At 55.9% G+C, this 21,405-nt stretch carries 23 protein-coding genes; 14 read left to right on the top strand and 9 right to left on the bottom strand.

Annotated elements, in window-relative coordinates:
* Window positions 1-108 precede the first annotated feature (108 nt).
* Complete coding sequence (locus tag BUC32_RS20695; RefSeq protein ID WP_175556959.1) at window positions 109-264, bottom strand: hypothetical protein; 156 nt, start codon at window positions 262-264, stop codon at window positions 109-111.
* 179 nt (window positions 265-443) lie between these two features.
* Between BUC32_RS20695 and panC the strand changes: the two genes are divergently transcribed.
* A complete protein-coding gene (gene panC, locus BUC32_RS16975; RefSeq protein ID WP_073255718.1) occupies window positions 444-1,289 on the top strand; it encodes a pantoate--beta-alanine ligase in 846 nt (281 codons plus the stop codon).
* Window positions 1,286-2,095, top strand: a complete 810-nt coding sequence (panB, locus tag BUC32_RS16980; RefSeq protein WP_073255720.1) for a 3-methyl-2-oxobutanoate hydroxymethyltransferase — start codon at window positions 1,286-1,288, stop codon at window positions 2,093-2,095. The genes panC and panB overlap by 4 nt, the downstream gene beginning before the upstream one ends.
* A gap of 45 nt (window positions 2,096-2,140) precedes the next feature.
* Here the strand turns inward: panB and BUC32_RS20700 are convergent, their stop codons facing one another.
* From BUC32_RS20700 to ggt, 4 genes are all read right to left on the bottom strand, one after another.
* Window positions 2,141-2,317, bottom strand: coding sequence for a hypothetical protein (locus BUC32_RS20700; protein WP_175556960.1), 177 nt, complete (start codon window positions 2,315-2,317; stop codon window positions 2,141-2,143).
* Window positions 2,318-2,536: 219 nt separating this feature from the next.
* The gene (locus BUC32_RS16985; RefSeq protein WP_073255723.1) at window positions 2,537-2,758 is read right to left on the bottom strand and encodes a hypothetical protein; all 222 of its coding nucleotides are present in this window, start codon (window positions 2,756-2,758) and stop codon (window positions 2,537-2,539) included.
* 257 nt (window positions 2,759-3,015) lie between these two features.
* Window positions 3,016-4,422, bottom strand: coding sequence for an FAD-binding oxidoreductase (locus BUC32_RS16990; RefSeq protein ID WP_073255726.1), 1,407 nt, complete (start codon window positions 4,420-4,422; stop codon window positions 3,016-3,018).
* Window positions 4,423-4,482: 60 nt separating this feature from the next.
* A complete protein-coding gene (gene ggt / locus BUC32_RS16995) occupies window positions 4,483-6,255 on the bottom strand; it encodes a gamma-glutamyltransferase (protein ID WP_073255773.1) in 1,773 nt (590 codons plus the stop codon).
* Window positions 6,256-6,381: 126 nt separating this feature from the next.
* Between ggt and BUC32_RS17000 the strand changes: the two genes are divergently transcribed.
* Window positions 6,382-6,828: a GNAT family N-acetyltransferase gene (locus BUC32_RS17000; RefSeq protein WP_073255776.1), complete on the top strand. Its 447-nt coding sequence runs from the start codon at window positions 6,382-6,384 to the stop codon at window positions 6,826-6,828.
* Between the two features lie 176 nt (window positions 6,829-7,004).
* Here BUC32_RS17000 and BUC32_RS17005 read toward each other — a convergent pair whose 3' ends face one another.
* Both BUC32_RS17005 and BUC32_RS17010 read right to left on the bottom strand, forming a co-directional pair.
* A complete protein-coding gene (locus BUC32_RS17005) occupies window positions 7,005-8,636 on the bottom strand; it encodes an arylsulfatase (RefSeq protein ID WP_073255729.1) in 1,632 nt (543 codons plus the stop codon).
* A 241-nt stretch (window positions 8,637-8,877) separates the two neighbouring features.
* Entirely contained in the window at window positions 8,878-9,864 is a 987-nt protein-coding gene (locus BUC32_RS17010; protein WP_073255732.1) for a 2-hydroxyacid dehydrogenase, read from the bottom strand.
* 150 nt (window positions 9,865-10,014) lie between these two features.
* On the opposite strand from BUC32_RS17010, the gene BUC32_RS17015 reads away from it, so the two are divergent.
* Complete coding sequence (locus BUC32_RS17015) at window positions 10,015-10,485, top strand: SH3 domain-containing protein (RefSeq protein ID WP_245815206.1); 471 nt, start codon at window positions 10,015-10,017, stop codon at window positions 10,483-10,485.
* A gap of 27 nt (window positions 10,486-10,512) precedes the next feature.
* Here the strand turns inward: BUC32_RS17015 and BUC32_RS17020 are convergent, their stop codons facing one another.
* The gene (locus BUC32_RS17020; protein ID WP_083599382.1) at window positions 10,513-11,202 is read right to left on the bottom strand and encodes a Crp/Fnr family transcriptional regulator; all 690 of its coding nucleotides are present in this window, start codon (window positions 11,200-11,202) and stop codon (window positions 10,513-10,515) included.
* 196 nt (window positions 11,203-11,398) lie between these two features.
* Window positions 11,399-12,088: a ribulose-phosphate 3-epimerase gene (gene rpe, locus BUC32_RS17025; protein WP_073255738.1), complete on the bottom strand. Its 690-nt coding sequence runs from the start codon at window positions 12,086-12,088 to the stop codon at window positions 11,399-11,401.
* Window positions 12,089-12,281: 193 nt separating this feature from the next.
* On the opposite strand from rpe, the gene BUC32_RS17030 reads away from it, so the two are divergent.
* The 10 genes from BUC32_RS17030 to BUC32_RS17075 all read left to right on the top strand — a co-directional run bounded on the left by BUC32_RS17030 (window position 12,282) and on the right by BUC32_RS17075 (window position 21,179).
* Complete coding sequence (locus BUC32_RS17030) at window positions 12,282-12,860, top strand: hypothetical protein (protein WP_073255740.1); 579 nt, start codon at window positions 12,282-12,284, stop codon at window positions 12,858-12,860.
* Between the two features lie 116 nt (window positions 12,861-12,976).
* Complete coding sequence (locus tag BUC32_RS17035) at window positions 12,977-13,198, top strand: DUF1127 domain-containing protein (protein WP_073255782.1); 222 nt, start codon at window positions 12,977-12,979, stop codon at window positions 13,196-13,198.
* A gap of 195 nt (window positions 13,199-13,393) precedes the next feature.
* Window positions 13,394-14,404, top strand: a complete 1,011-nt coding sequence (locus tag BUC32_RS17040) for a C4-dicarboxylate TRAP transporter substrate-binding protein (RefSeq protein WP_073255785.1) — start codon at window positions 13,394-13,396, stop codon at window positions 14,402-14,404.
* A gap of 73 nt (window positions 14,405-14,477) precedes the next feature.
* Complete coding sequence (locus tag BUC32_RS17045) at window positions 14,478-15,107, top strand: TRAP transporter small permease subunit (protein WP_073255743.1); 630 nt, start codon at window positions 14,478-14,480, stop codon at window positions 15,105-15,107.
* 12 nt (window positions 15,108-15,119) lie between these two features.
* Window positions 15,120-16,520: a TRAP transporter large permease gene (locus BUC32_RS17050; RefSeq protein WP_073255746.1), complete on the top strand. Its 1,401-nt coding sequence runs from the start codon at window positions 15,120-15,122 to the stop codon at window positions 16,518-16,520.
* Between the two features lie 103 nt (window positions 16,521-16,623).
* A complete protein-coding gene (locus BUC32_RS17055; protein ID WP_073255749.1) occupies window positions 16,624-17,298 on the top strand; it encodes an energy-coupling factor ABC transporter ATP-binding protein in 675 nt (224 codons plus the stop codon).
* Window positions 17,298-17,894: an energy-coupling factor transporter transmembrane component T family protein gene (locus BUC32_RS17060; RefSeq protein ID WP_220387638.1), complete on the top strand. Its 597-nt coding sequence runs from the start codon at window positions 17,298-17,300 to the stop codon at window positions 17,892-17,894. The genes BUC32_RS17055 and BUC32_RS17060 overlap by 1 nt, the downstream gene beginning before the upstream one ends.
* A 107-nt stretch (window positions 17,895-18,001) precedes the next feature.
* The gene (locus BUC32_RS17065; RefSeq protein ID WP_073255755.1) at window positions 18,002-18,538 is read left to right on the top strand and encodes a biotin transporter BioY; all 537 of its coding nucleotides are present in this window, start codon (window positions 18,002-18,004) and stop codon (window positions 18,536-18,538) included.
* Window positions 18,539-20,038 carry an AMP-binding protein gene (locus tag BUC32_RS17070; RefSeq protein WP_073255758.1) on the top strand — a complete coding sequence of 500 codons (1,500 nt, stop codon included), beginning with the start codon at window positions 18,539-18,541 and terminating at the stop codon, window positions 20,036-20,038.
* Window positions 20,019-21,179: a thiolase family protein gene (locus BUC32_RS17075; RefSeq protein WP_220387639.1), complete on the top strand. Its 1,161-nt coding sequence runs from the start codon at window positions 20,019-20,021 to the stop codon at window positions 21,177-21,179. The genes BUC32_RS17070 and BUC32_RS17075 overlap by 20 nt, the downstream gene beginning before the upstream one ends.
* Window positions 21,180-21,405 lie beyond the last annotated feature (226 nt).

The following is a 21,405-nucleotide window of genomic DNA, read 5'->3' on the forward strand; positions in this document are numbered from 1 at the left end:
ATCATAGGCGAGCGCGGCGGGTCCAGCCGACCGAAAAAAGGACAAAACCGACCCCTTGTCGCCGAAAGGCCGGAAAAGGACAATTTGTCCTGATGGATTTTGGCAAATTCAGGGAACGTTCGGAGGGTCGAGCCATTCGACTTCGACCGGGACTGTCATCGCCACAGGCGCCGGAGAAACGTCGCGTTTGAGGGTCTGAGCCTGAGCAACTGCGGTCGCGACCAGTGCCATCGACACAAAAATAAATGGTAAAACCCGGCCCATTTGTCACTCCTCTACTCAACCCGACATCAGTCTGCACCCGCAGGCTGACGAAATTGCGCAGGCAATTAGGCGATTTTCTGGCAGCGTTCGGTCACTCTGAGGCAAATCTGCAAAGGTATTGCCGCAATGCAGCATCACCTGTTATCAAGGGCGTCACGACAATATGGAACACGTGCAACATGAAGATTTGCAGAACCATCGCAGAATGCCGAAGCATCGTCGCGGGCTATCGTTTCGCAGGTGAGACCGTCGGTTTGGTGCCGACCATGGGCTTTTTACACGACGGTCATCTGGCCCTTGTCGCCTGTTCCGAGACCAGGGTGGATCGCACGGTCGCGACGATTTTTGTCAACCCTGCGCAGTTTGGTGAAGCGGCAGATCTTGAGGCCTATCCGCGAGACGAAGAGCGCGATTTTGAAATGCTGCGCGCGGCCGGTGTCGATTGTGTGCTGGTGCCGGATGTCTCTGAGGTTTACCCGGCTGAGGACGAAACAATTGTCGAAACCACCCGGATGGCAAACATTCTTCACGGCCAGGTGCGCCCGGGTCATTTTCGCGGTGTCACCACGGTTGTGGCCCGGCTGTTCAATTTCGTACAGCCCGACATCGCCTGTTTTGGCGAGAAAGATTACCAACAATTGCAGGTCGTCAAGAAGATGACCCGCGATCTGGCCTTTCCAATCGAGATCATCGGCGTGCCCACAGTGCGCGAGGACGACGGGCTGGCGATGTCATCGCGCAACGTGCGGCTTGGGACCAAAGACCGTCAGGCCGCGCTGGTTTTATCCCGGTCGTTGAACGCCGCAGATCAGGCCGCCGCCAAAGGCACCACGATTGAAGCACTGCACGACGTCATTAAAAACATCATCACCGCCGAGCCACGCGCCACGCTGCGCGGGCTTGATATTGTGGCGGCCGGGGATCTCACCGAGATTTCAGGCGCGCTCACTTCTCCTGCTGCCATTATGATTTCGGTCGAGTTTGGCGGCATTCTTCTGCTGGATCAAAGGGTCGTAACACCATGAGCAAGCAAGTCAAAATCCGCCGCAACACCGTTCCGCAAATCGCCGCGCGCAAGGGTGGCGAGCCGATTGTGTCGTTGACATCCTACCACGCGCATACCGCTGCGATTGTCGACAAATACGCGGATTTCATCCTTGTCGGGGACAGTCTGGGCATGGTGATGCATGGAATGGAAAGCACCGTGGGTGTGCCTCTTGATCTGATGATTATGCATGGCAAGGCGGTGGTGCGTGGCACTGAAAAGGCGTTGATCGTCGTGGATATGCCGTTTGGCGCATACGAGGAAAGCCCCGGCGTGGCGTTTCGCAACGCCGCCAAGATCATGAAGGAAACCGGCTGTGGTGCGGTCAAGATCGAAGGTGGCAAGCGCATGGCCGAAACCATCACTTTTCTGGTGGAACGCGGCATTCCGGTGATGGCGCATATTGGCCTGACACCACAATCCAGCCACGTCATGGGCGGGTTCAAAACCCAAGGCCGCGAAGAAGACAGCTGGGCAGCACATGAAGAAGACGCACGGGTTGTGGCCGAGGCCGGGGCCTTTGCGGTGGTGCTAGAAGGTATGGTAGAACCGCTGGCGGCCAAGATTACCACCCAGATTTCCATTCCCACCATTGGCATTGGCGCATCGGCTGACTGTGATGGGCAAATTCTGGTGCTTGAAGACATGCTAGGGCTGAACGAATGGACGCCGAAGTTTGTCAAAGTTTACGGCGATCTTGGCCCCGCGATAGAACGCGCTGTCGGCCAGTACGCCGAAGAGGTCAAGGACCGGAGCTTTCCGGGTGAGGATCAGGTCTACAGGTAGCGTAGATCAACACTCTCAAGGCTGACGATCCTGATAGGCCACCAATCAGGAATCTCCGGTGCTGGTGTTGACAAGATATGTGCGAGAGTCGCGTTTTTCATTCTCCAACAGAACCGACCAGACGTTGGTATTTAGGTCATTTTGGTACAAAAAGCTGTCGCCATGAAAGGTTAAGCCAAACAACCGCACGCGTTCATCGTCCACCGCAACGGCGCGCGGCATCCCAATTCTCGGCACATCAAGAGTCACGGGAATGTCTATGAGAGATCCATCTTAACCGAGCTCCTCAAACCCCTTTCTGCTGAACTTCGTTTCAATAGCCGGGGATTTTCCGGAGCCCAGAAAGGGTGCCAAGGCTTCGGATTGCGCTGCGCTGTGCCCGAACAAAATCACGGACTCAACATTTGTTTCTGGCGTCACATTTACGCGTCAGCGCACCGCCTAAGTATTTCTAAGCCCCAAAACAACCGACTGCCCGGCGCGATCCAATAAGACATTCACTTCCGGGCCATGAATACGGTCGCCAGTACGAATATTGCCATCATGCACCACTAAAACGTGCACCTCGAATGTGTTCGCCAAAGCAAACCCGGCCCAAACGACCAGAACCAAAAGAACCGCAGCGCGGACTACCCAAATACCAATTCGCAAAACCGGTGACATAGCGCACCTCAAAAAAATAAATTGATCACGTCGCAACGCAGAATAACAGCAAGTGCTTGACACGTAAAACGTGCAATTCACATACCCTTTTCCGCTGACGCTATATGACGTCAACTATTCTACTATTGCAAGTGAATTTACAAGGGTCGCTGTCTTTTTGTGAACGCTGGCCAGTTTTCTCGCAAACCAATTGTCGTGGTTCCAGGCGCGGGGGCAATCTCAGGTCAGACCGGATATAAAAGCGATCCAAAGACAACCTAATCCTCTGGAATGATTTTGCCCGGGTTCATGATGTTGTCCGGATCTACGGCGGACTTGATCGCGACCATCATATCGACCGCGCCACCCAGTTCTTTGACCAGATAGGGGCGTTTGCCCTGCCCGATACCGTGTTCCCCGGTGCATGTACCGCCCATAGAGATCGCCAGATCATTAAGCCAGCCGACAAATTCGTCCGCTTTGGCGACCTCTTCGGGGTTGTCCATGTCGATCAACGGCAAGGTATGAAAATTCCCATCCCCGACATGGCCAACAATAGGGGCAATAAAACCCAAAGCATCCAGACGTTCCTGAGCGGCATTTACGCATTCCGCAAGGCGTGAGATCGGCACGCAGACATCGGTGGAAATACCCTTGGCGTCGGGGCGCAGGGCGCAAGAGGCCCAATAGGCATCATGGCGCGCCTGCCACAGCTTGTTGCGGTCTTCGGCACTGGTGGTCCACTCAAACCCGGTGCCGCCAAATTCTTCGGCAATACCGCCGAACAATTCCGCCTGTTCGGCCACGCTGTTTTCCGAGCCGTGAAACTCGAGAAGCAGCAGTGGCGCTTCGGGCAACGTCAGATTGGAATAGGCGTTGACTGCCTGTACGGAAAGCGTGTCCAGCAATTCGATCCGGGCGACAGGGATGCCGCATTGAATGGTCATCATCACCGCCTCGCAAGCGGCCCCGATGCTGTCAAATGACACCCGCGCCGAGGACATGGCCTCGGGGATGCCTTGCAGTTTTAGGGTGATTTCGGTGATCAGGCCCAATGTGCCTTCGGAACCCACCATCAACCCTGTAAGATCGTAACCTGCGCTGGATTTCTTGGCACGACTGGCGGTGCGGATCACCTCGCCCTGAGGGGTAACAACCTCGAGCGCCAGAACGTTGTCTTTCATAGTGCCATAACGCACCGCGTTGGTGCCGCTGGCGCGGGTTGCTGCCATCCCCCCAAGAGACGCGTTGGCGCCGGGATCAATGGGGAAAAACAGGCCCTGATCGCGCAAATACACATTCAGCTGTTCGCGGGTCACACCGGGTTGCACCACGCAATCAAGGTCTTCGGAATGCACGGCAAGGATTTCGTTCATTTCGGTCATGTCGACACAGATGCCGCCCGCGGGCGCGTTGACATGCCCTTCAAGCGACGTGCCGGTGCCATATCCGATCACCGGAACCTTGTGGGTGGCACAGACTTTAACGATTTCGGCCACTTCGCCAGTGTTTTGAGGAAAAATCACGGCGTCAGGGATTTGGTTTTTCAACCATGTTGTGGTGTGGCCATGCTGTTCGCGGATTGAATTTCCGGTTTGGAACTTTTCACCAAATTGTTGTTTCAAAACGCCCAGCGCGGCGGTGATCCCAATCTCGTTGCGCGGTAAATCGGTGGCTTGAACCATGGCTTATTCTCCCCTTCTGGCGGGCAGACTATCCGTTGTTAGATGCCAAGCTGCAAGGCCTCACTCACCCAGAGCCAGACCCTCACGGCGTGGGTCTGCGCCACCCAGCATTGTGTCACCAAAGGATATTGCGTGCAGACCCGAATTCAGCCCGCGCACTTTGACTTCATAGCCCATGTCCTCAAGCGCGCCTTGCAGGGTGTCCTCTTCAAGATCATAGGTGCCAAACCGGTTGGCCAGATGCGGCAGGCTGACGGCCTGTTGCACGTCCATGCCCCAGTCAAGATGGGCGATGATGGTCTTGGCCACATAGGGAATAATCCGGCTGCCGCCGGGAGAGCCCACGGCCAGCACAGGCTTACCATCCCGCAAAACAATTGTTGGTGCCATTGATGATCGGGGACGTTTGCCCGGTGCAACAGCGTTTGCTACCGGCACGCCATCGCGATGCGATCGGAACGAAAAATCGGTCAACTCGTTGTTGAGCAAAAACCCCCGCACCATGACCCGACTGCCAAAGCCATTTTCGATGGTTGTGGTCATCGACAACACGTTACCATAGCTGTCGGCAATGGTGATATGCGAGGTTGATGGGGTCGCGCGATCTTCGTCATCAGCCCAAAGTAAGGCGTGTTCAAACTCGGGGGTTCCTGCGGAGACTTCGGGCAAAGCATCATCACCAGCCAAAAGCTTGCCGCGCTCGCCCATATAGGCGGCATCCACCATGCCCTTGACCGGGACGGGTACAAAATCACTGTCGGCGACATAGCGCCCGCGATCCGCAAACGCGAGACGCGAGGAATCTCCGATCAGACGCCAAGCCTCGGCACTACCCGGGCCCAGCGCGGCCAGATCATAGGCTTCAAGCTGACCCAATATCTGACCTACAGCCAAAGCTCCGGACGATGGGGGGCCCATTCCGCAAACCTGATTGCCACGGTATGGGGCGCAGACCGCCGGGCGTTCTTCAACGCGGTAAAGCGCCATATCAATCGGCGTCAGCAGGCCCGGGTTGTCCGCACCTCGCACGGCCCGCACAATGGCATCCGACACATCGCCCCGATAAAACGGAGACGCGCCATTGGCCGCCAGATTGCGCAGGGTATCGGAATAGGCCGGGTTGCGTAAAACATGCCCTGCCTGCAAAGGCGCACCGTCAGGAAGAAAATACGCCGCCGTCTCAGAATGCACCGCCAACCGATCGGCATCGCGCGCGACCGAAGCGGCCATGCGAGGAGACACAGAAAACCCATCTTCTGCCAAATAAATAGCCTCGGAAAACAGACCCGCCCATTTGGCTTTACCCCAGCGCAGATGGGCATCCTCCATCAACAGCGGTGTTCCCGGCACACCCACCGACAGCCCGCCTACAACGGCGTCGAAAAATTTGAGCGGCTCGCCTGTGTCATCCTGCAAGAGGCGTGGCGTGGCCGCCAAAGGGGCTTTTTCACGACCATCCAGCGTGGTCAGCTGACCTGTATCGCCATCATACCAGACCAGAAACGCGCCGCCGCCAAGACCCGAGCTTTGAGGCTCAACCAACCCCAACACAGCCTGCACAGCGACCATTGCATCAGCGGCCGTGCCGCCTTCTGCCAGAACTCGCCCACCGGCTTTGACCGCCAGGGGATGCGCCGCGACGACCATCCAGTTTTCAGCTTCAACCGGTTGACCCGCTTCTTTGGCAGCCTGTGACGCCGCGAGAATGCCAGCGGTTACCCCGCCCAGCGCAGTCGTTTGTTCTGGTGCGACGCCATCTGCGGTTTCCTGTGCCAGCGTCACCGATGCGAAAAGGGCCATGGCGATAGCAGATAGTCTCAAAAGGCTCTTCATGGTACGCATCCTTTGGTGGTTTGGTATCAGCCTAACGCAGATACCGATCACGACAATGCGATTCCTTATAACCCGCTTGGCTTTTGTGGATTTCCGCCACAAGATCACCAAAAACAGGAGCCCCCAATGACGATCAATGTTTGCCCCGTGGCCACTGAAGACAAAGCCGATTGGCAAGCACTGTGGACACTGTATCTGGAGTTCTACGAAACCGAGCGCGGACAGGATATCAAAGACCTGAGTTGGGCACGTATTCTGGACGCAAAGGAACCAATGTTTTCCCAAATCGCGCGGAATGCGGATGGCAAGGCGGTGGGGTTGGTGAACTATCTGTACCATCGCAACTTCTGGCAGGCCGAGGATGTCTGTTATCTGAACGATCTGTTTGTTCTGCCCGAAACCCGTGGTACCGGGGCCGGGCGAAAGCTGATTGACGCCGTCTACCAGCAGGTCAAAGCCGACGGGCTTCCTGAGGTGTACTGGCTGACGGCCAAAGACAACACCACCGCCAAGCGGCTGTATGACTCGGTTGTCGAACAGTTCCCGTTTGATGTGTATCTGATGGAGGCCTAAGGCAGGAGGAGCATTGATAGGATCGGCTCTTGTGCGATCTTGCCGTCATTCAATTTAGTTAGCCAAATGGATAAAAATGGCCCTTCGCAGACCCTGGCCCAATTCGTGGCGAATGGCTGGCGTGAGGCCCAGAGCAGACACTCTTTTACTTCGGGTCGAAAGTTTTGTGCGGCGGCCTACAGTTCAGCCGGGACGACTCCCACTTCTTCCGCATAGGCTTCCCACGCCGCAATCAACTCAGACAAAAGGCCGGGCATTTCTTCTGAAAGATCGCGTGCTTCGCCGGGGTCGACAGAAAGATTGATCAGATGCCATTCCCCGCCGCCGTAGGGTGCCGGTACTTGAATCGCTTTGAAATCTCCCTTGCGAACCCATTTGCCCCCCGCCATTTCTCCTGAGACAACTTCCTCGGGATCATACAGCGTATCATCGCCGCCGTTTAGCAACGCCATCATCGAACGGCCTCGTGGTGGCTCAACCTGATGCCCATTGAAAGTCTCAGGATACTCTACGCCGGCAGCATCAAGCAGCGTTGGCAGGATATCCCAAACATATGCAAAGGCTCTTGTGGTCTGGCCCTTTGAAATGCCCGGCCCAGAGACAATCAGAGGAACTCGGATTCCACCCTCTCCCACGGTCTGCTTATATAGGCCGAGAGGTCCACTGGAACCGGCTGCGAACCCGGGGCCGTACGCATAATTTGAACCGGGGTGCCCAAGGTTTTCAAAGCTATGATCGAATTGAGCGACAAAGCCGGGATCGTCGGCCCCCGGATAGTCCACGGAATAAAATGGGTTGGATCCGTTGTCCGACAAAAATACCACAATCGTGTTGTCTAACTCGCCAATGTCCTGCAGGAAATCGACCACACGGCCGTAGTGGTAGTCCATTGCCTCCACCATGCCAGCATAAACTTCCATTCCGCGAGCTTCTGTTCGGCGCTCATACAGCTGCAGTTCTTCCCAGGGTGTCACAAGGGGCTGAGAACCCGGCAATTGCGCATCTTCGGCAATGAGGCCAAGAGACTTTGCCGCCTTCCAGCGCTCCTGTTTCAGAACATCGTAGCCTTCGTCGTACTGGCCCGCGTATTTTGACATCCATGGTTCGGGCACATGAACAGGATCGTGTGGTGCTGTAAACGCGAGATAGCCGAAAAACGGTTTGCCGTCGCCTCGGTTTGCTCTGATCGCATCAATCAGAAAATCCGCATAGCTCCGGCTTGAATAAAAATCTGCTGGAAGAACATCGAGATACTCGCCGTTCGATGCATACTTTGCAGGGTCATCCTCGGGCAAAATCCCCAGCCTGTCAGCCCAGTGGCTCGTACCGCCAACCAACATGGTCAGCGTTGTGTCAAATCCACGATTGAAGGGAAGTCGTTCCTTGGAGTGTCCCAGATGCCATTTACCTGCCATGTAGGTGTTGTATCCGGCAGCTTGCAAGATTTCAGGCAACGCTGCTACTCGGTCGTTCAGGTAACCTTCATATCCCGGCTGGCCCCGCTGGTTATCAACGAGCATCTCGCTCATCGTTCCCAGTCCGGCAATGTGATTGTCATTACCTGACATCAACATAGCGCGGGTGGGCGAACAGGACACCGATGCGTGGAAGTCAGTAAAGAGTGTTCCCTGCGCAGCCAGTTCGTCTAGGTGAGGCGTGTCAATCTCTCCACCATACGACCCAACATCACTCCACCCCAAATCGTCGGCCATGACCAACAAGATGTTCGGTCGCTCATCTGCGGCAGCGGCACTTATGATGAACGACGAGAAAAGAAACACGAAAAAACAGTTGTTTGCGCGAAACATTTCTGCACTCCCTTTTGCAGCCAATTGAACTCACACTGAAGCAATCGCCCGTTAATGCAACTTCAATCAATGACAGAACAAACCAGTTTATGTCCGCCTTATCCGCAAAGCAAACCTTTGGCCGGAGTGCAGCTAAAGCTCGTTTTCGCCCATGCGCCAAACTTGGCGTCCGGGTCTGGCGGCTGCTTTGGATCTATTCCAGCTTTTGACGGCTTTACACGCGCTCAACAGAATCCATGTTTCAAAGCATCGCCGGAACAACCAAATCCGGTGGGCGATGGCCGTCATCAAACGTCTTGATGTTAATGAGAACTTTTTCACCCATCTCAAGCCGGCCCTCGATCGTTGCGGACCCCATGTGCGGTAATAGAACAACGTTTGACAGGCGTCTAAGATCGGGGTTCACGTCGGCGCCGTTTTCATACACATCCAGCGCGGCCCCGGCGATATCTTTGGCTTTCAACATCCGCACCAGCGCGTTTTCGTCGACCACTTCGCCGCGTGATGTGTTGACCAGATAGGCATCGTCCTTGAGCAGTTTCAGACGTCGCGCGTTCATCAGGTGAAATGTGCCCGGAGTATGTGGGCAATGAATGGTCAGAACATCCATACGTGCCACCATCTGATCAAGGCTTTCCCACCATGTCGCCTCCAGTTCCTGTTCCATCTCTGGGCGCAAACGGCGGCGGTTGTGATAGTGGACCTGCATTCCAAAGGCCTTGGCGCGTTTGGCCACAGCCTGACCGATACGACCCATACCAAGAATACCAAGACGGCGGCCACCCACGCGGCCACCGAGCATGGCGTTCGGCGCCCAGCCGGTCCAGTCCCCTTTGGCCATTGTGCGCAGACCTTCGGGAATACGGCGGGTCACGCCGATGATCATCGCCATGGTCATGTCGGCAGTATCATCTGCAACGACGCCCGGTGTATTGGACACAAGCACTCCGCGCCGGCGCGCGCTTTCAACATCGATATGGTCGACCCCCGCACCATAGTTCGCGATCAGTTTGAGCCGTTCTCCGGCCTGAGCGATCATGCGAGAGTCAATTGCATCTGTCAGGGTGGGCACCAAAACATCGGCAGACGCCATGGCCTCAACCAGCTCTGCACGTGTCATTGGTTTGTCGTCATCCCGCAGGCGCACATCGAACAACTCCGATAGCCGCGTTTCGACCGCTTCGGGCAAGCGTCGCGTTACGACAACACTCAGACGTTCCTTTGGCATGACAAGCCTCCCAGTACTTTGCAAATCAGTGCGTTGATGTCAGAGTGCATCACACACCGACGGGGCACAAGAACCCGCGTACAATCTAGAGCAGAAAAACAGGCAAAAATGTCCAAACGGGTAATGTCAGGTCTTTGCTGTGCGATCAGCATGTGCCTTTTGTTGGGGGCTCAGTCGCTGATGGCCGAGCAAGTGCGCGGTCCAGTGACCAATCTGCCTATGCCACGATATGTGTCGCTGAAGGCCAATAAAGCCAATGTACGCCGCGGACCATCGCTCACCCATCGGATCGACTGGGTGTTTATGCGCCGCAACATGCCGTTGCAGATCACGGCGGAACACGGCCATTGGCGCCGGGTTCAGGATATGGATGGCGCAGGCGGCTGGGTCCATTATTCGCTTTTGTCGGGCGTGCGCACTGTGATTGTCGAAGAAGACCTGATGCCAATTCGCATGAAGCCCGAAGGCGCATCAACAGAAGTGGCGTTGCTTGAACTGGGCGTCGTGGCGCGGCTCGGGGAATGTGGACCGGAATGGTGCAGGCTTACCTCGGGTGGTTACAAAGGCTGGGCGCACAAGACTGACCTGTGGGGTGTAAAGCTGGAAGAGCTGCGGGACTAGGTGCAACAGAGCCCAAAGTATGGCCCCTTAGGCGCAGGCACGGTCATCATTGACCAAATTCTGAAGAGACGAAACATCGTTAATCGTGACGCTCCGATGGATGCTGCGCACGCCGAATTGTTTCAGCCGACCAAAAGCACGAGACAGGCTTTCTGGTTTCATTCCGAGTTTACCGGCCAGCAAAACCTTTTCATACGGCAACACCAGTTCACTTGCCCCGCCGGCAGCATCACTCAGGTCGATCAGGTACTCTGACAATCTTTGGGTTCCGGTTTTAACCTTTAGTTGCTCAATATGGCCGATCATAGAATCAAGATGGTTAGACGCCGCCGATAAAACTGCCTTGGAAATCTCTGCATAGGCATTTTCGCACGAACAGATCGACGACAGCTTTACAAACATCACGGTACAATCGCTGGCCGCTTCGGCCGAGGTCGGACTGGTGCCCCCCTGCAAAGCAACGATTTCGTCAAAGCTTTGGCCCTGCTCCAGTGTAGACAAAACGGCCTCGTTCCCGTTGGGGCAAACACGGTACAGTTTTACCCACCCATTGAGGACAATTTTCAAACACTCGACTTTTTCGTCCTGAAGGCAGATCGATGCGCCACGCTCAAAACGCTTGGTTTGCGCTTTGGACAGCAGACAGTCGCGGACTGACCGAGACAGCTGGTCCAGTATTGGCGTGCGAATGGACTTGTCCAAATTGTAATGTTGCATCTGTGATCCCCGTTAAGAGACCCAACTTAGCTAACACATTCACGACATGATTTGAGGCAGATCAAAAAGGGGCAAAACGTAGTCATCTTTTCGGAAACACGCGAAAATACAAAATTAATTGTTTTACTTCAATTGATTATCGAGATTCTTAGCCTGTGAATTAGCCTTTCCCCTTAGTCATCACAGAATAAAAATTTTACAAAACAGCCGAAACCGCAGATTTTAACGCGCGAATATTTTTACCGTAAACTTCGGCTCTATCGACGCTGCCACCTTTAAACACGGCAGAGCCAGCAACCAGAACATCTGCACCGGCTTTGGCCACCAAGGGGGCGGTTTCTGTGGTCACGCCACCGTCAATTTGAATGTGGATCGGGCGATCACCGATCATCTGGCGCAGGCGGCGGGTTTTCTCGACGCCGGAATGGATGAACTTTTGCCCGCCAAAGCCCGGGTTTACCGTCATGATCAACACCATGTCGACAAGGTCGAGCACATGCTCGATGCTTTCCAGCGGGGTTCCGGGATTAAGGCTGACGCCGGCCATTTTACCCGTCGCCTTGATCGCCTGAATGGTGCGGTGGATATGTGGTCCGGCCTCAACGTGTGCAGTGATCATATCGGCGCCCGCCTCGGCGTAAGCCTCAATATAGGGATCGACCGGCGCGATCATCAGGTGCACATCCATGAAGGTTTTCACATGTGGACGGAACGCTTTGACGGCAGGTGGGCCAAAGGTCAGGTTGGGCACAAAGTGGCCATCCATCACATCAACATGCACCCAATCAGCACCTTGCGCCTCGATGGCCTGAATCTCTTGGCCAAAGTTGGCAAAATCCGCGGACAGGATAGAGGGGGCAATCTTGAGAGAACGGTCAAAGCTCATGGCACAGGCCTTTTGTTTAAGCTGCGCCGCGCGCAGACGATTCGTGGTTTGTGCCGAAAATGGGTGGTCGCGAGCAAAAGTGCAATCACCCCGGTTCTCCTAACTTGTATTTGACGACAGCCTTCTAATTTCTGGTCGAAACAGGCGCGGCCGTGTTAGGCCTTTGGTTCAGGCACCTCCTAAAAGGCCCCCAATGCGTCTTTTGTCCTCATTGCTTTGCATCGCCAGCCTTCCGGTTTTGGCCGATTGTCCAACGCCCGGAGATATGACACGCGGCGTGCGGCTGACCGAAGCCAATGGAGACACTGAGACCTTTTTTGAGTTCTCGAACAGGGTGGTACGCGGCGTCTACAATGACGGCACTGACAGCGGATCCCGGTATTTATTGCAAGACGGGATCTTTGTGATCGAAGCGTTTGATACGCTGGACGATCACGCCATCCCTGGCTCGCGCACCACTTTTTTGTACCCGGAGGATGCTCCGTCGAAATTTGAAGACACCCGTTGGGATGTTCAGGTCATCTCACTCATTCAGGGCGAATTTTTGAATAACAACGAAAGCCATATTTTTGGCCCGAAGACACAGGTTGAAATCGGGGCCTGCCTGTTTGACATGGTGCCGGTGATCTCGATCTACCACGATCTGGACGGATATGAAGAGCAGTTGAATTACCTTGTGGATTTTGGCTTTGCCTATCTGGTCGAAATGAAAGAGAGGGATATGTTGCCGGATCGCTTTGATTACATTCGCATCGAGGCGATCAATCGCTGACCTTTTCTGCAATGCAGCAGGCGCATCCCGGCCATGTCCAAACGTACGTAGTAACTCAGCCCTTCAAGGCCTACATGCTCTGTAACACTTTGAAGACGCAAAAAACGAGACGTATCATGGCACAACTAGACCTACATTCCGTTGGGCACAGCCCTATCCTTCACATTCTGGCGGCGCCTTTTGTCGCCATTGGAAACTTCATGGTCACCTTGGGTGAAGCCAACTCTCGCAGCCGTCAAGCGTCGTATCTGTACTCGCTCTCGGATCGGGAACTTGCAGACATCGGCATCAAGCGTGAAGACATCGCACAATATGTCTTTGGCGGATATTTCGCCTGACCGACGGGTCCCACATTTGGTTTTCGAAAGGGCGCTGACTTGAGCGCCCTTTTTTTGTGCAACGTCCACAATTATTCCTCCCCCAAAGGTGTATTCCCCCCATACCAAATACTACGGACTACCCAAGTGCACCCGCACTGCGCTAGGCTGTGACAAACACGGGCAATAATGATCCGTGTTATGGGAGGAAAATTTATGAACCAATTTTTGGGTAAAGCCGCAGTTGCGGCTATTACGCTGGCGTTTGCATCGCAAGCGGCGGCAACGGAATGGAATGTCTCGGTTTGGGGCAAACGCCGCGCCTTTACGGAGCATGTAGAAAAACTGGCCGAGTTGGTCAGCGAAAAAACTGACGGCGAGTTCACGATGAACGTGAGCTACGGCGGTCTGTCGAAGAACAAAGAAAACCTGGATGGGATTTCCATCGGTGCGTTTGAGATGGCGCAGTTCTGCGCGGGCTATCACCGCGACAAGAACCCCACCATCACGGTGCTGGAATTGCCTTTCCTTGGCGTAAACACACTGGACGAAGAAGTGGCTGTCAGCCACGCAGTCTATGGCCACCCGGCGGTTCAGGCCGATCTGGCCCGTTGGAATGCCAAACTGCTGATGACCTCGCCCATGCCACAATACAATATCGTTGGCACAGGCGAGCCGCGCGACTCGCTGGCCAAAATGGATGGCATGCGGGTGCGTGCGACCGGTGGTATCGGCAAAGCCTTTTCGGCTGTGGGCGCAGTCCCAACATCTGTGACCGCGACCGAAGCCTATAACGCCATGGAAAGTGGCGTGGTTGATACCGTGGCCTTTGCCCAGCACGCCCACCTTGCTTTCCGCACCATCGATCAGGCGGAATGGTGGACGGCCAACCTCAACCCCGGAACTGTAAACTGCCCGGTTGTGGTGAATGTCGATGCCTATGATGCCTTGTCCGACAAAGAGCGCGAAGCGCTGGACAGCTCGGTTGATGAGGCCATCGCGCATTATCTGACCAACTACGGCGAGCTGCTGACCAAATGGGAAGGCATTCTGGCCGAAAAGAACGTGACCAAAGTGACGTTGTCAGACGCCGAGCTGGACGCATTCCGCGCCAAGGCCGCCGACCCGATCCGCGAAGCCTGGATTGCAGACATGACTGCTCAGGGCATTCCAGCCCAAGAGCTTTATGATCTGGTCATGGACACGCTGAAGAAACAGCGCATGTAAGCCGCTGATCCGCGCCGCCCGTTTGTCATAACCGGGCGGCGCATTTCTATCTGACAGATGACAGGGGGCGACCATGGCAGGCGGATCTTCCGTGCTGGAAGACGACAGCACGCTTTCCAAGCTGGACCAACGATTGCACAAGATCGAAATGGTCTTGGCGCTGGTCTCGGGCTTTGCAGTATTTGCGACCATGGTCTTTGCGGTTGTGTCGGTGTCTGGCCGCAATGCCATCAACATGCCGGTGCCCGGCTATGTCGACTGGATCGAACAACTCATGCCGCTGATTGCCTTTATGGGCATCGCCTATACCCAACGTGATGGCACCCATATCCGCATGGATATCCTGATCGGCCGTCTGTCTGGCCGCGCGCTTTGGGCGGCCGAGTTTATCACCACATTGGCCGCATTGATCCTGATGATCCTGTTGGTCTGGGGCTCTTGGGAGCATTTCCAGCGCAGTTTTGACTTTGGGCGACCCTGGTGGTCGAACGACAGTTCGATCGACATTGCCCTACCGATTTGGCCCGCCAAACTGCTCGTGCCTGTGGCGTTTTCCACATTGTGCCTGCGGTTTGCGCTTCAGCTTTGGGGTTATGGCCGCGCGTTCATCTTTGGCCTCAGCGACCCGGTCGCCGTTCCCATGATCAAATCCGCCGCACAGCAGGCCGCCGAAGAGGCTGCCATGCTGGACAGTGATACCTAAGGGGACCGCAGCATGGAACCAATTCAAATCGGCATGGTTGTCTCGGGCATCATGGTGCTGTTCGTGGTCTTGGGCATGCGGGTGGCCTTTGCCGCAGGCATGGCCGGACTTGTGGGGCTGGTATGGATTTTCTGGGCCAAGTTTGGCTACGCCCCCGACAAACTGGGCAAAGCCATCACTGTCTCGGTCAAGGTTGCTGGCCAAGTGCCGCATTCCAAGGTGTCGACCCAAGCCTTGTCGCTGATCCCGACCTTCATCCTGATCGGCTATCTCGCCTACTACGCGGGGCTTACAAAGGCGTTGTTTGAGGCAGCCAAACGCTGGGTCGGCTGGTTGCCGGGGGGCTTGGCCGTTGCGACGGTTTTTGCAACCGCTGGCTTTGCGGCCGTTTCCGGTGCGTCCGTGGCCACATCGGCCGTATTTGCCCGTATCGCCATCCCCGAGATGCTGGCCAATGGTTATGACAAGAAGTTTGCGGCTGGCGTTGTGGCCGCTGGCGGCACCCTCGCGTCCCTGATCCCGCCCTCGGCCATTCTGGTGATCTATGCGATCATCGTGGAACAGGACGTCGGCAAACTGTTGCTCGCCGGGTTCATTCCGGGCGCTTTCTCGGCCATCATCTATGGGTTGCTGATCGTGACACTGGCGCTGATCCTGCCCAATTTTGGCCCGCCTGTGCGTGGGTTCACCTGGGCGGAGAGGTTCAAAGCCCTGCCGCCTGCGATGCCGATCTTCTTCGTGGTCTTCATCATCATCTTCTTTATCTACAACCCGTTTGGCGGTGACGCCTGGGGCACCCCGACAGAAGGCGGCGCTTTGGGCGCTTTCGTCGTGTTCCTGATGGCAATCTGGAAGGGCATGCGATGGGCCCAGTTCCGCGACGCGTTGTTGGAAACCGCCAAGCTTGCCGTGATGATCTTTACCATCATCTGGGGCGTGCTGATCTATGTGCGTTTCCTTGGTTTCGCGGATCTGCCGGGAGCGTTTTCGGATTTCATCACCGGCCTTGAGCAATCGCCGATGCTAACCCTTGTCATGATCTTGCTGGCCTATGCCGTCTTGGGCATGTTCATGGATGCCATCGGAATGCTGCTGTTGACCCTGCCTGTCGTCTACCCTGCCGTCATGGCCTTGAACGGTGGCGAAATGGTCTCGGCCGCTGACAGTGCCTTTGGCATGTCCGGCCCGATGTGTGCGATCTGGTTTGGTATCCTCGTGGTCAAAATGGCCGAATTCTGCCTGATTACACCGCCGATTGGCCTCAACTGTTTCGTGGTGGCCGGAGTGCGCCCCGAAGTCAGCGTGCAGGACGTTTTCAAAGGTGTTGCACCCTTTTTCATTGCGGATGCTATCACAATCGCTTTGCTGGTGTCTTTCCCATGGATCGTACTCTGGTTGCCGTCTCAGGTGTGAATCCCTTCCAAATGGAGACAAATATCTCTGCGGCATGCTCGCGCACCTTCAACCGGCGCAGCCTTTGGTGTAAACGCAGCCAACTGCACCAAGAGCCGCACCGATGATCGAGATAAAAAACGTCACGCTTTCCTATGGGGACCGCACAGTGTTGCGGGACATCTCGCTTGCCCTGAGTGAACACCGGATCGCCATTATCGGTGCCAATGGATCAGGGAAATCGTCATTCGCGCGGCTGTTGAATGGGTTGGTGCTGCCCACCACCGGCGACGTTTTGATCGACGGTCAAAACACCAGAACGCACGGTAAAGATATTCGTCAGAAGGTTGGATTTGTATTCCAAAACCCAGACAATCAGATCGTGTTTCCTGTGGTCGAAGAAGACCTCGCCTTTGGCATGAAGAACCTTGGCTTTCCGAAAGAAGATATCCGGCGCAAAACGGACGAGATTCTCGCTCGATACGACATGTCCGACCTGCGCGAACACCCGGCGCATTTGCTGTCCGGCGGGCAGAAACAATTGCTTGCGATCTCTGGCGTTCTCGTGATGGAGCCTGCCTATATTGTGCTGGATGAACCGACCACATTGCTTGATCTGCGCAACAAAAGACGCGTAACCGAAGCCATCCACGCGCTTGACCAGACTGTCATTCTGGCCAGCCATGATCTTGATCTTTTGCAAGATTTCGATCGCGTGATTGTATTTGATGACGGGCGCATCATTGCCGATGATCGACCAGAGAATGCAATTCCCTATTACATCGAAAGCATGTCCTGATGCTTGATCTTTACAGCCCCGGCACGTCGTACCTGCACCGCCTTGGGCCAGGTCCAAAAATCCTGACCATGATGCTGGGTGGCACTGGATTGTTCCTGTTTGACAGCCTGCCAATTGCCTGCGCCGCCTTCATCGCCATCGCGGCCCTTTACCCGGTTGCGGGCCTCACCGCCAAACAGGCGTGGGCCCAGATTCGCCCGCTTTTATGGATATTCGCCATTTTCTTTGCCCTGCAATGGTGGCTAAGCGGCTTGACCACTGCCGCATTTGTGGTGATCCGTTTGGCCGCACTGATCTTGTTGGCCAGTCTGGTGACGTTGACCACACGTGCCAGTGATATGATCGACAGCCTCACTCATGCTCTTGGGTTTCTGCGTCCTTTCGGAGCCAACCCCGCCAAAATTGGCTTGTCAATCTCGCTGGCTTTGCGGTTTATTCCCGTGCTGGCTCAGATCACACAAGAAGTTCGCGAGGCCCAAAAAACCCGAGGGTTGGAGCGGTCTGTGATCGCAACCGCGCTACCTGTGGCCATTCGTACGATCAAAATGGCGGATGATATTTCCGATGCGATTGAAGCTCGGGGATACCGTCCTTAACAGGCTATCTGACACAACACGCGCCTTGCACTCTGGCGACAATCTGCCTACCACCGCCGCCATAATTCAACGTGTCACCACGCGATCGCACAGTAAGGACCTTCGACATGGATACAAAGAGCATCGTTTACATCGCTCTTTTTGCAGCCCTGACCGCCGCACTTGGGCTGATGCCACCGATCAGCTTTGCAGGCCTCGCCCTGCCCCCGATTACAGCACAATCGTTGGGCGTCATGCTGGCAGGCAGTATCGCCGGCGCCCGTCGGGGAGGATTGGCCATGTTACTTTTCATCGCATTGGTTGCTGTGGGCCTTCCTCTTCTGGCTGGTGGTCGAGGTGGATTTGGTGTTTTCGCCGGAGCCTCAGGTGGCTTTCTGTTGGCTTGGCCCATTTCCGCGGCCGTCATCGGATATCTCATCGGCAGAGCGCCTGCAGCCGGGTTTACTCTGATGGCTCCGATGATCGCTTTCGGTGGCATTATCGTGATGTACGCCGTCGGCATCCCCTGGATGGCCGCAGTTGCAGGTCTGCCTCTGACCAAAGCGGTGACCATCATGCTGGCCTATGTGCCGGGTGATCTCGTCAAAGTCATCCTCGCGACGATCATCACCCGTGGCGTGCGTCGGGCCTATCCGGCACTCTAGATGCCACTGGGTCGCGTCATAGAAATCCACGCCCGCCAAAAGCCTGAAACGCTGGCGGTTTCGCAATCGGATTTCTCGCTGACATATGGCGCGTTGCACGATCTGATCCTGCGACTGGACAGCGCTTTGCGTGACTGTCCAACCCGTCCCCGGCAAGGTATCGACCTGCCTGAAAATGGGCGTGTCTTTGCCGTCACTTTGGGCAACAGCGGGTCTGCTTTGCCGCTTTTGGCAACCGCACTTGCAACCGGACATGCGGCGCAAGTCATGGATCCGGCCCTGCCCGAAGCCCGTTTGGCCGAGATGCTGAAAACTCTCCCGCCGGATGTGCTGTTTTGCCTGCCAACTCAGGGTCTGTTGATAGACACAGCACATGCACTGGGCATTCCTGCCATCACCGATCTCAGCGTCTTTGCGCAAACCACACCCGCAAATCCGTTGCCGTATCACCCAAAACACAGTTTTCTGATCGGCTACACTTCAGGTACAACATCGCAACCCAAGGCCTTTGCCCGCGCCCGCCGAACCTGGCGCATCAGCCTTGACGCCAGCCGTGATGCCTTTGGGCTGGGTCTCACCAGCCATACGCTTGCGCCCGGCCCTCTGGCGCATGGGATCACGCTCTATGCGTTGGCAGAAACACTCGATGCCGGAGCGACATTCTATTCCCTGCCTCACTTTGACACCAAAGCCGCGGCTGAGTTTCTGAAAAAAACAAACCGCATTGTGGCCGTACCAACAATGCTCGAGGCCCTTTGCGGGTCTCGCAAGGGGTTTGGCCAGGTGGAAAATGTGACAACCGCCGGGGCCAAGCTGAGCCCAGCCCTTCTTGGGCGCCTGCATCACACGTTCCCATCAGCGACCATCTATGAATACTATGGTGCCTCGGAATTGGGATTTGTCAGTCTCAATCGCCATTTGATAACAGGGTCCTGGGCGCCTTCACAGTCCGTAGGGCGCCCGTTTGCGCACGTCGATCTTTCCATACGCCACGGCGGCCACGAATTACCCCAAGGGGAAACCGGCGCAATTCACATACGCGCGGATCTGGCCATAGATGGCTATTTGTCCAAAGCAACGACGACAGGATTTCGCCGTGATCAGGATTGGGCCACAGTGGGCGACCTTGGGCGCATTGATCAGGATGGCAACCTGCACCTGATGGGGCGAGAGGGGGGGATGGTCATCACCGCCGGGCACAATGTCTACCCACAAGAGGTGGAAACCGCGATAAGCTCTTTGTCCGGTGTCACTGGCGCCGTTGTTTTTGGGGTGCCAGATGCAATGCGCGGGCAGCGTCTGATTGCGGTGGTCAGTGGCTCTATTTCACGAGATGCGCTGCGCATGCATCTGAAAGACATTCTGCCGAACTACAAAATACCGCGACATTTCTATAACATTGACGCATGGCCTTACACAGGAAGCGGCAAAATCGCCCGCGCGACGCTGCTCACCTGGCTGCAACAAAAGGATGCGCGCCTTGTTCCAATTACCGCCTGAGCGTCAACCCGTCATCATTGCGGCCCGTCGCAGCGCGATTGGTCGTGCAGGTGGCATGTTCCGCGATCTGGAGGTGCAGGACCTCGCCGCTCCGGTGTTACGGGCCGCTTTGGCCGACACGCCGATCACGCCAGACCAGATTGACGATGTTATTCTTGGCAACGCAGCAGGTCCCGGTGGCAATATTGCCCGGCTTTCTGCTCTGACCGCGTGGGGACAGGTCACGGTGCCCGGCGTCACGACAGATCGCCAGTGTGGCGCAGGCCTTGAGGCTGTGATCCATGCCTGTCGTCTTGTTCAGGCGGGGGCCGGAGAGGTTTTTGTGGCGGGTGGTGTGGAAAGTCACAGCCGCAAGCCCCACCGCGCTTTGCCATCTGAAACGGGGTCCATTCCTTACGATCGCGCCCGGTTTTCGCCGGACAGCATCGGTGATCCCGAGATGATTGAGGCTGCAGACTCTGTGGCCCGAACCTATGCAATCACCCGAGCGCGTCAGGATGCCTATGCCCTTCAGTCTCACAACCGTGCCTTTACTGCGCGAGACGCCGGTGTTTTTGAAGCAGAAATTGCAGCTGTCAAAGGACAGGCCACGGATGAATGCCCACGCCGCGATCTCACGCTCGAACGACTGGCACGGCTACGCCCCACTGCATCAGGCGGTACGGTGACCGTGGCCAATGCATGCCCGCTGAACGACGGTGCGGCGGCGGTCGTGGTGACCTCGGCCGCGCGCGCGCGCGTCCTCGGATACACCTGTGCACTTGCTTTTGAAGACGCCGCCGCCGCAGGCGTTGATCCAAATCTGCTTGGCATTGGACCCGTGGCGGCAACGCGGAAGCTGTTGGCAAAAAGACCTGATCTGGCATTGAAACACCTCACCCATCTGGAATTCAACGAGGCCTTTGCCGCACAGGTTCTGGCGAGCCTTGACGAACTCAACCTGCCCGCAACTCTGCCGAACCCCGAAGGTGGAGCCCTTGCTTTGGGGCACCCATTCGGTGCCTCAGGCGCAATCCTGATAACGCGGCTTTTCAGTCAACTGATCCGCACACAAGCGCCGGATCACGCATTGGCTATGGCGATGATTGGCATTGGCGGGGGTCAAGGTCTCACAGCCGCTTTTCGCCCTATCTCCCTTTAAAGCGTCCCTTTTTCGGAAATACACTGGGGTGAGCGTTGAAAATCTCAGGATTTTCGACGTGAGGAGCAGCGCCCCAAAAGCAAAACGGGGCCACCCTGGTGACCCCGTTTTTAAATTAAATTTGCCGAACTTAAAGCGGCGAGCTTGAAAGCTGAATCATGGGATTCCCATTTGGTTTGATTTGTGATTCATCCTGATTGGGAGGATGTTTTATGTCAGCAGCGCT

Source organism: Shimia gijangensis (genome assembly GCF_900142085.1).
Taxonomy (GTDB): Bacteria; Pseudomonadota; Alphaproteobacteria; order Rhodobacterales; family Rhodobacteraceae; genus Shimia; species Shimia gijangensis.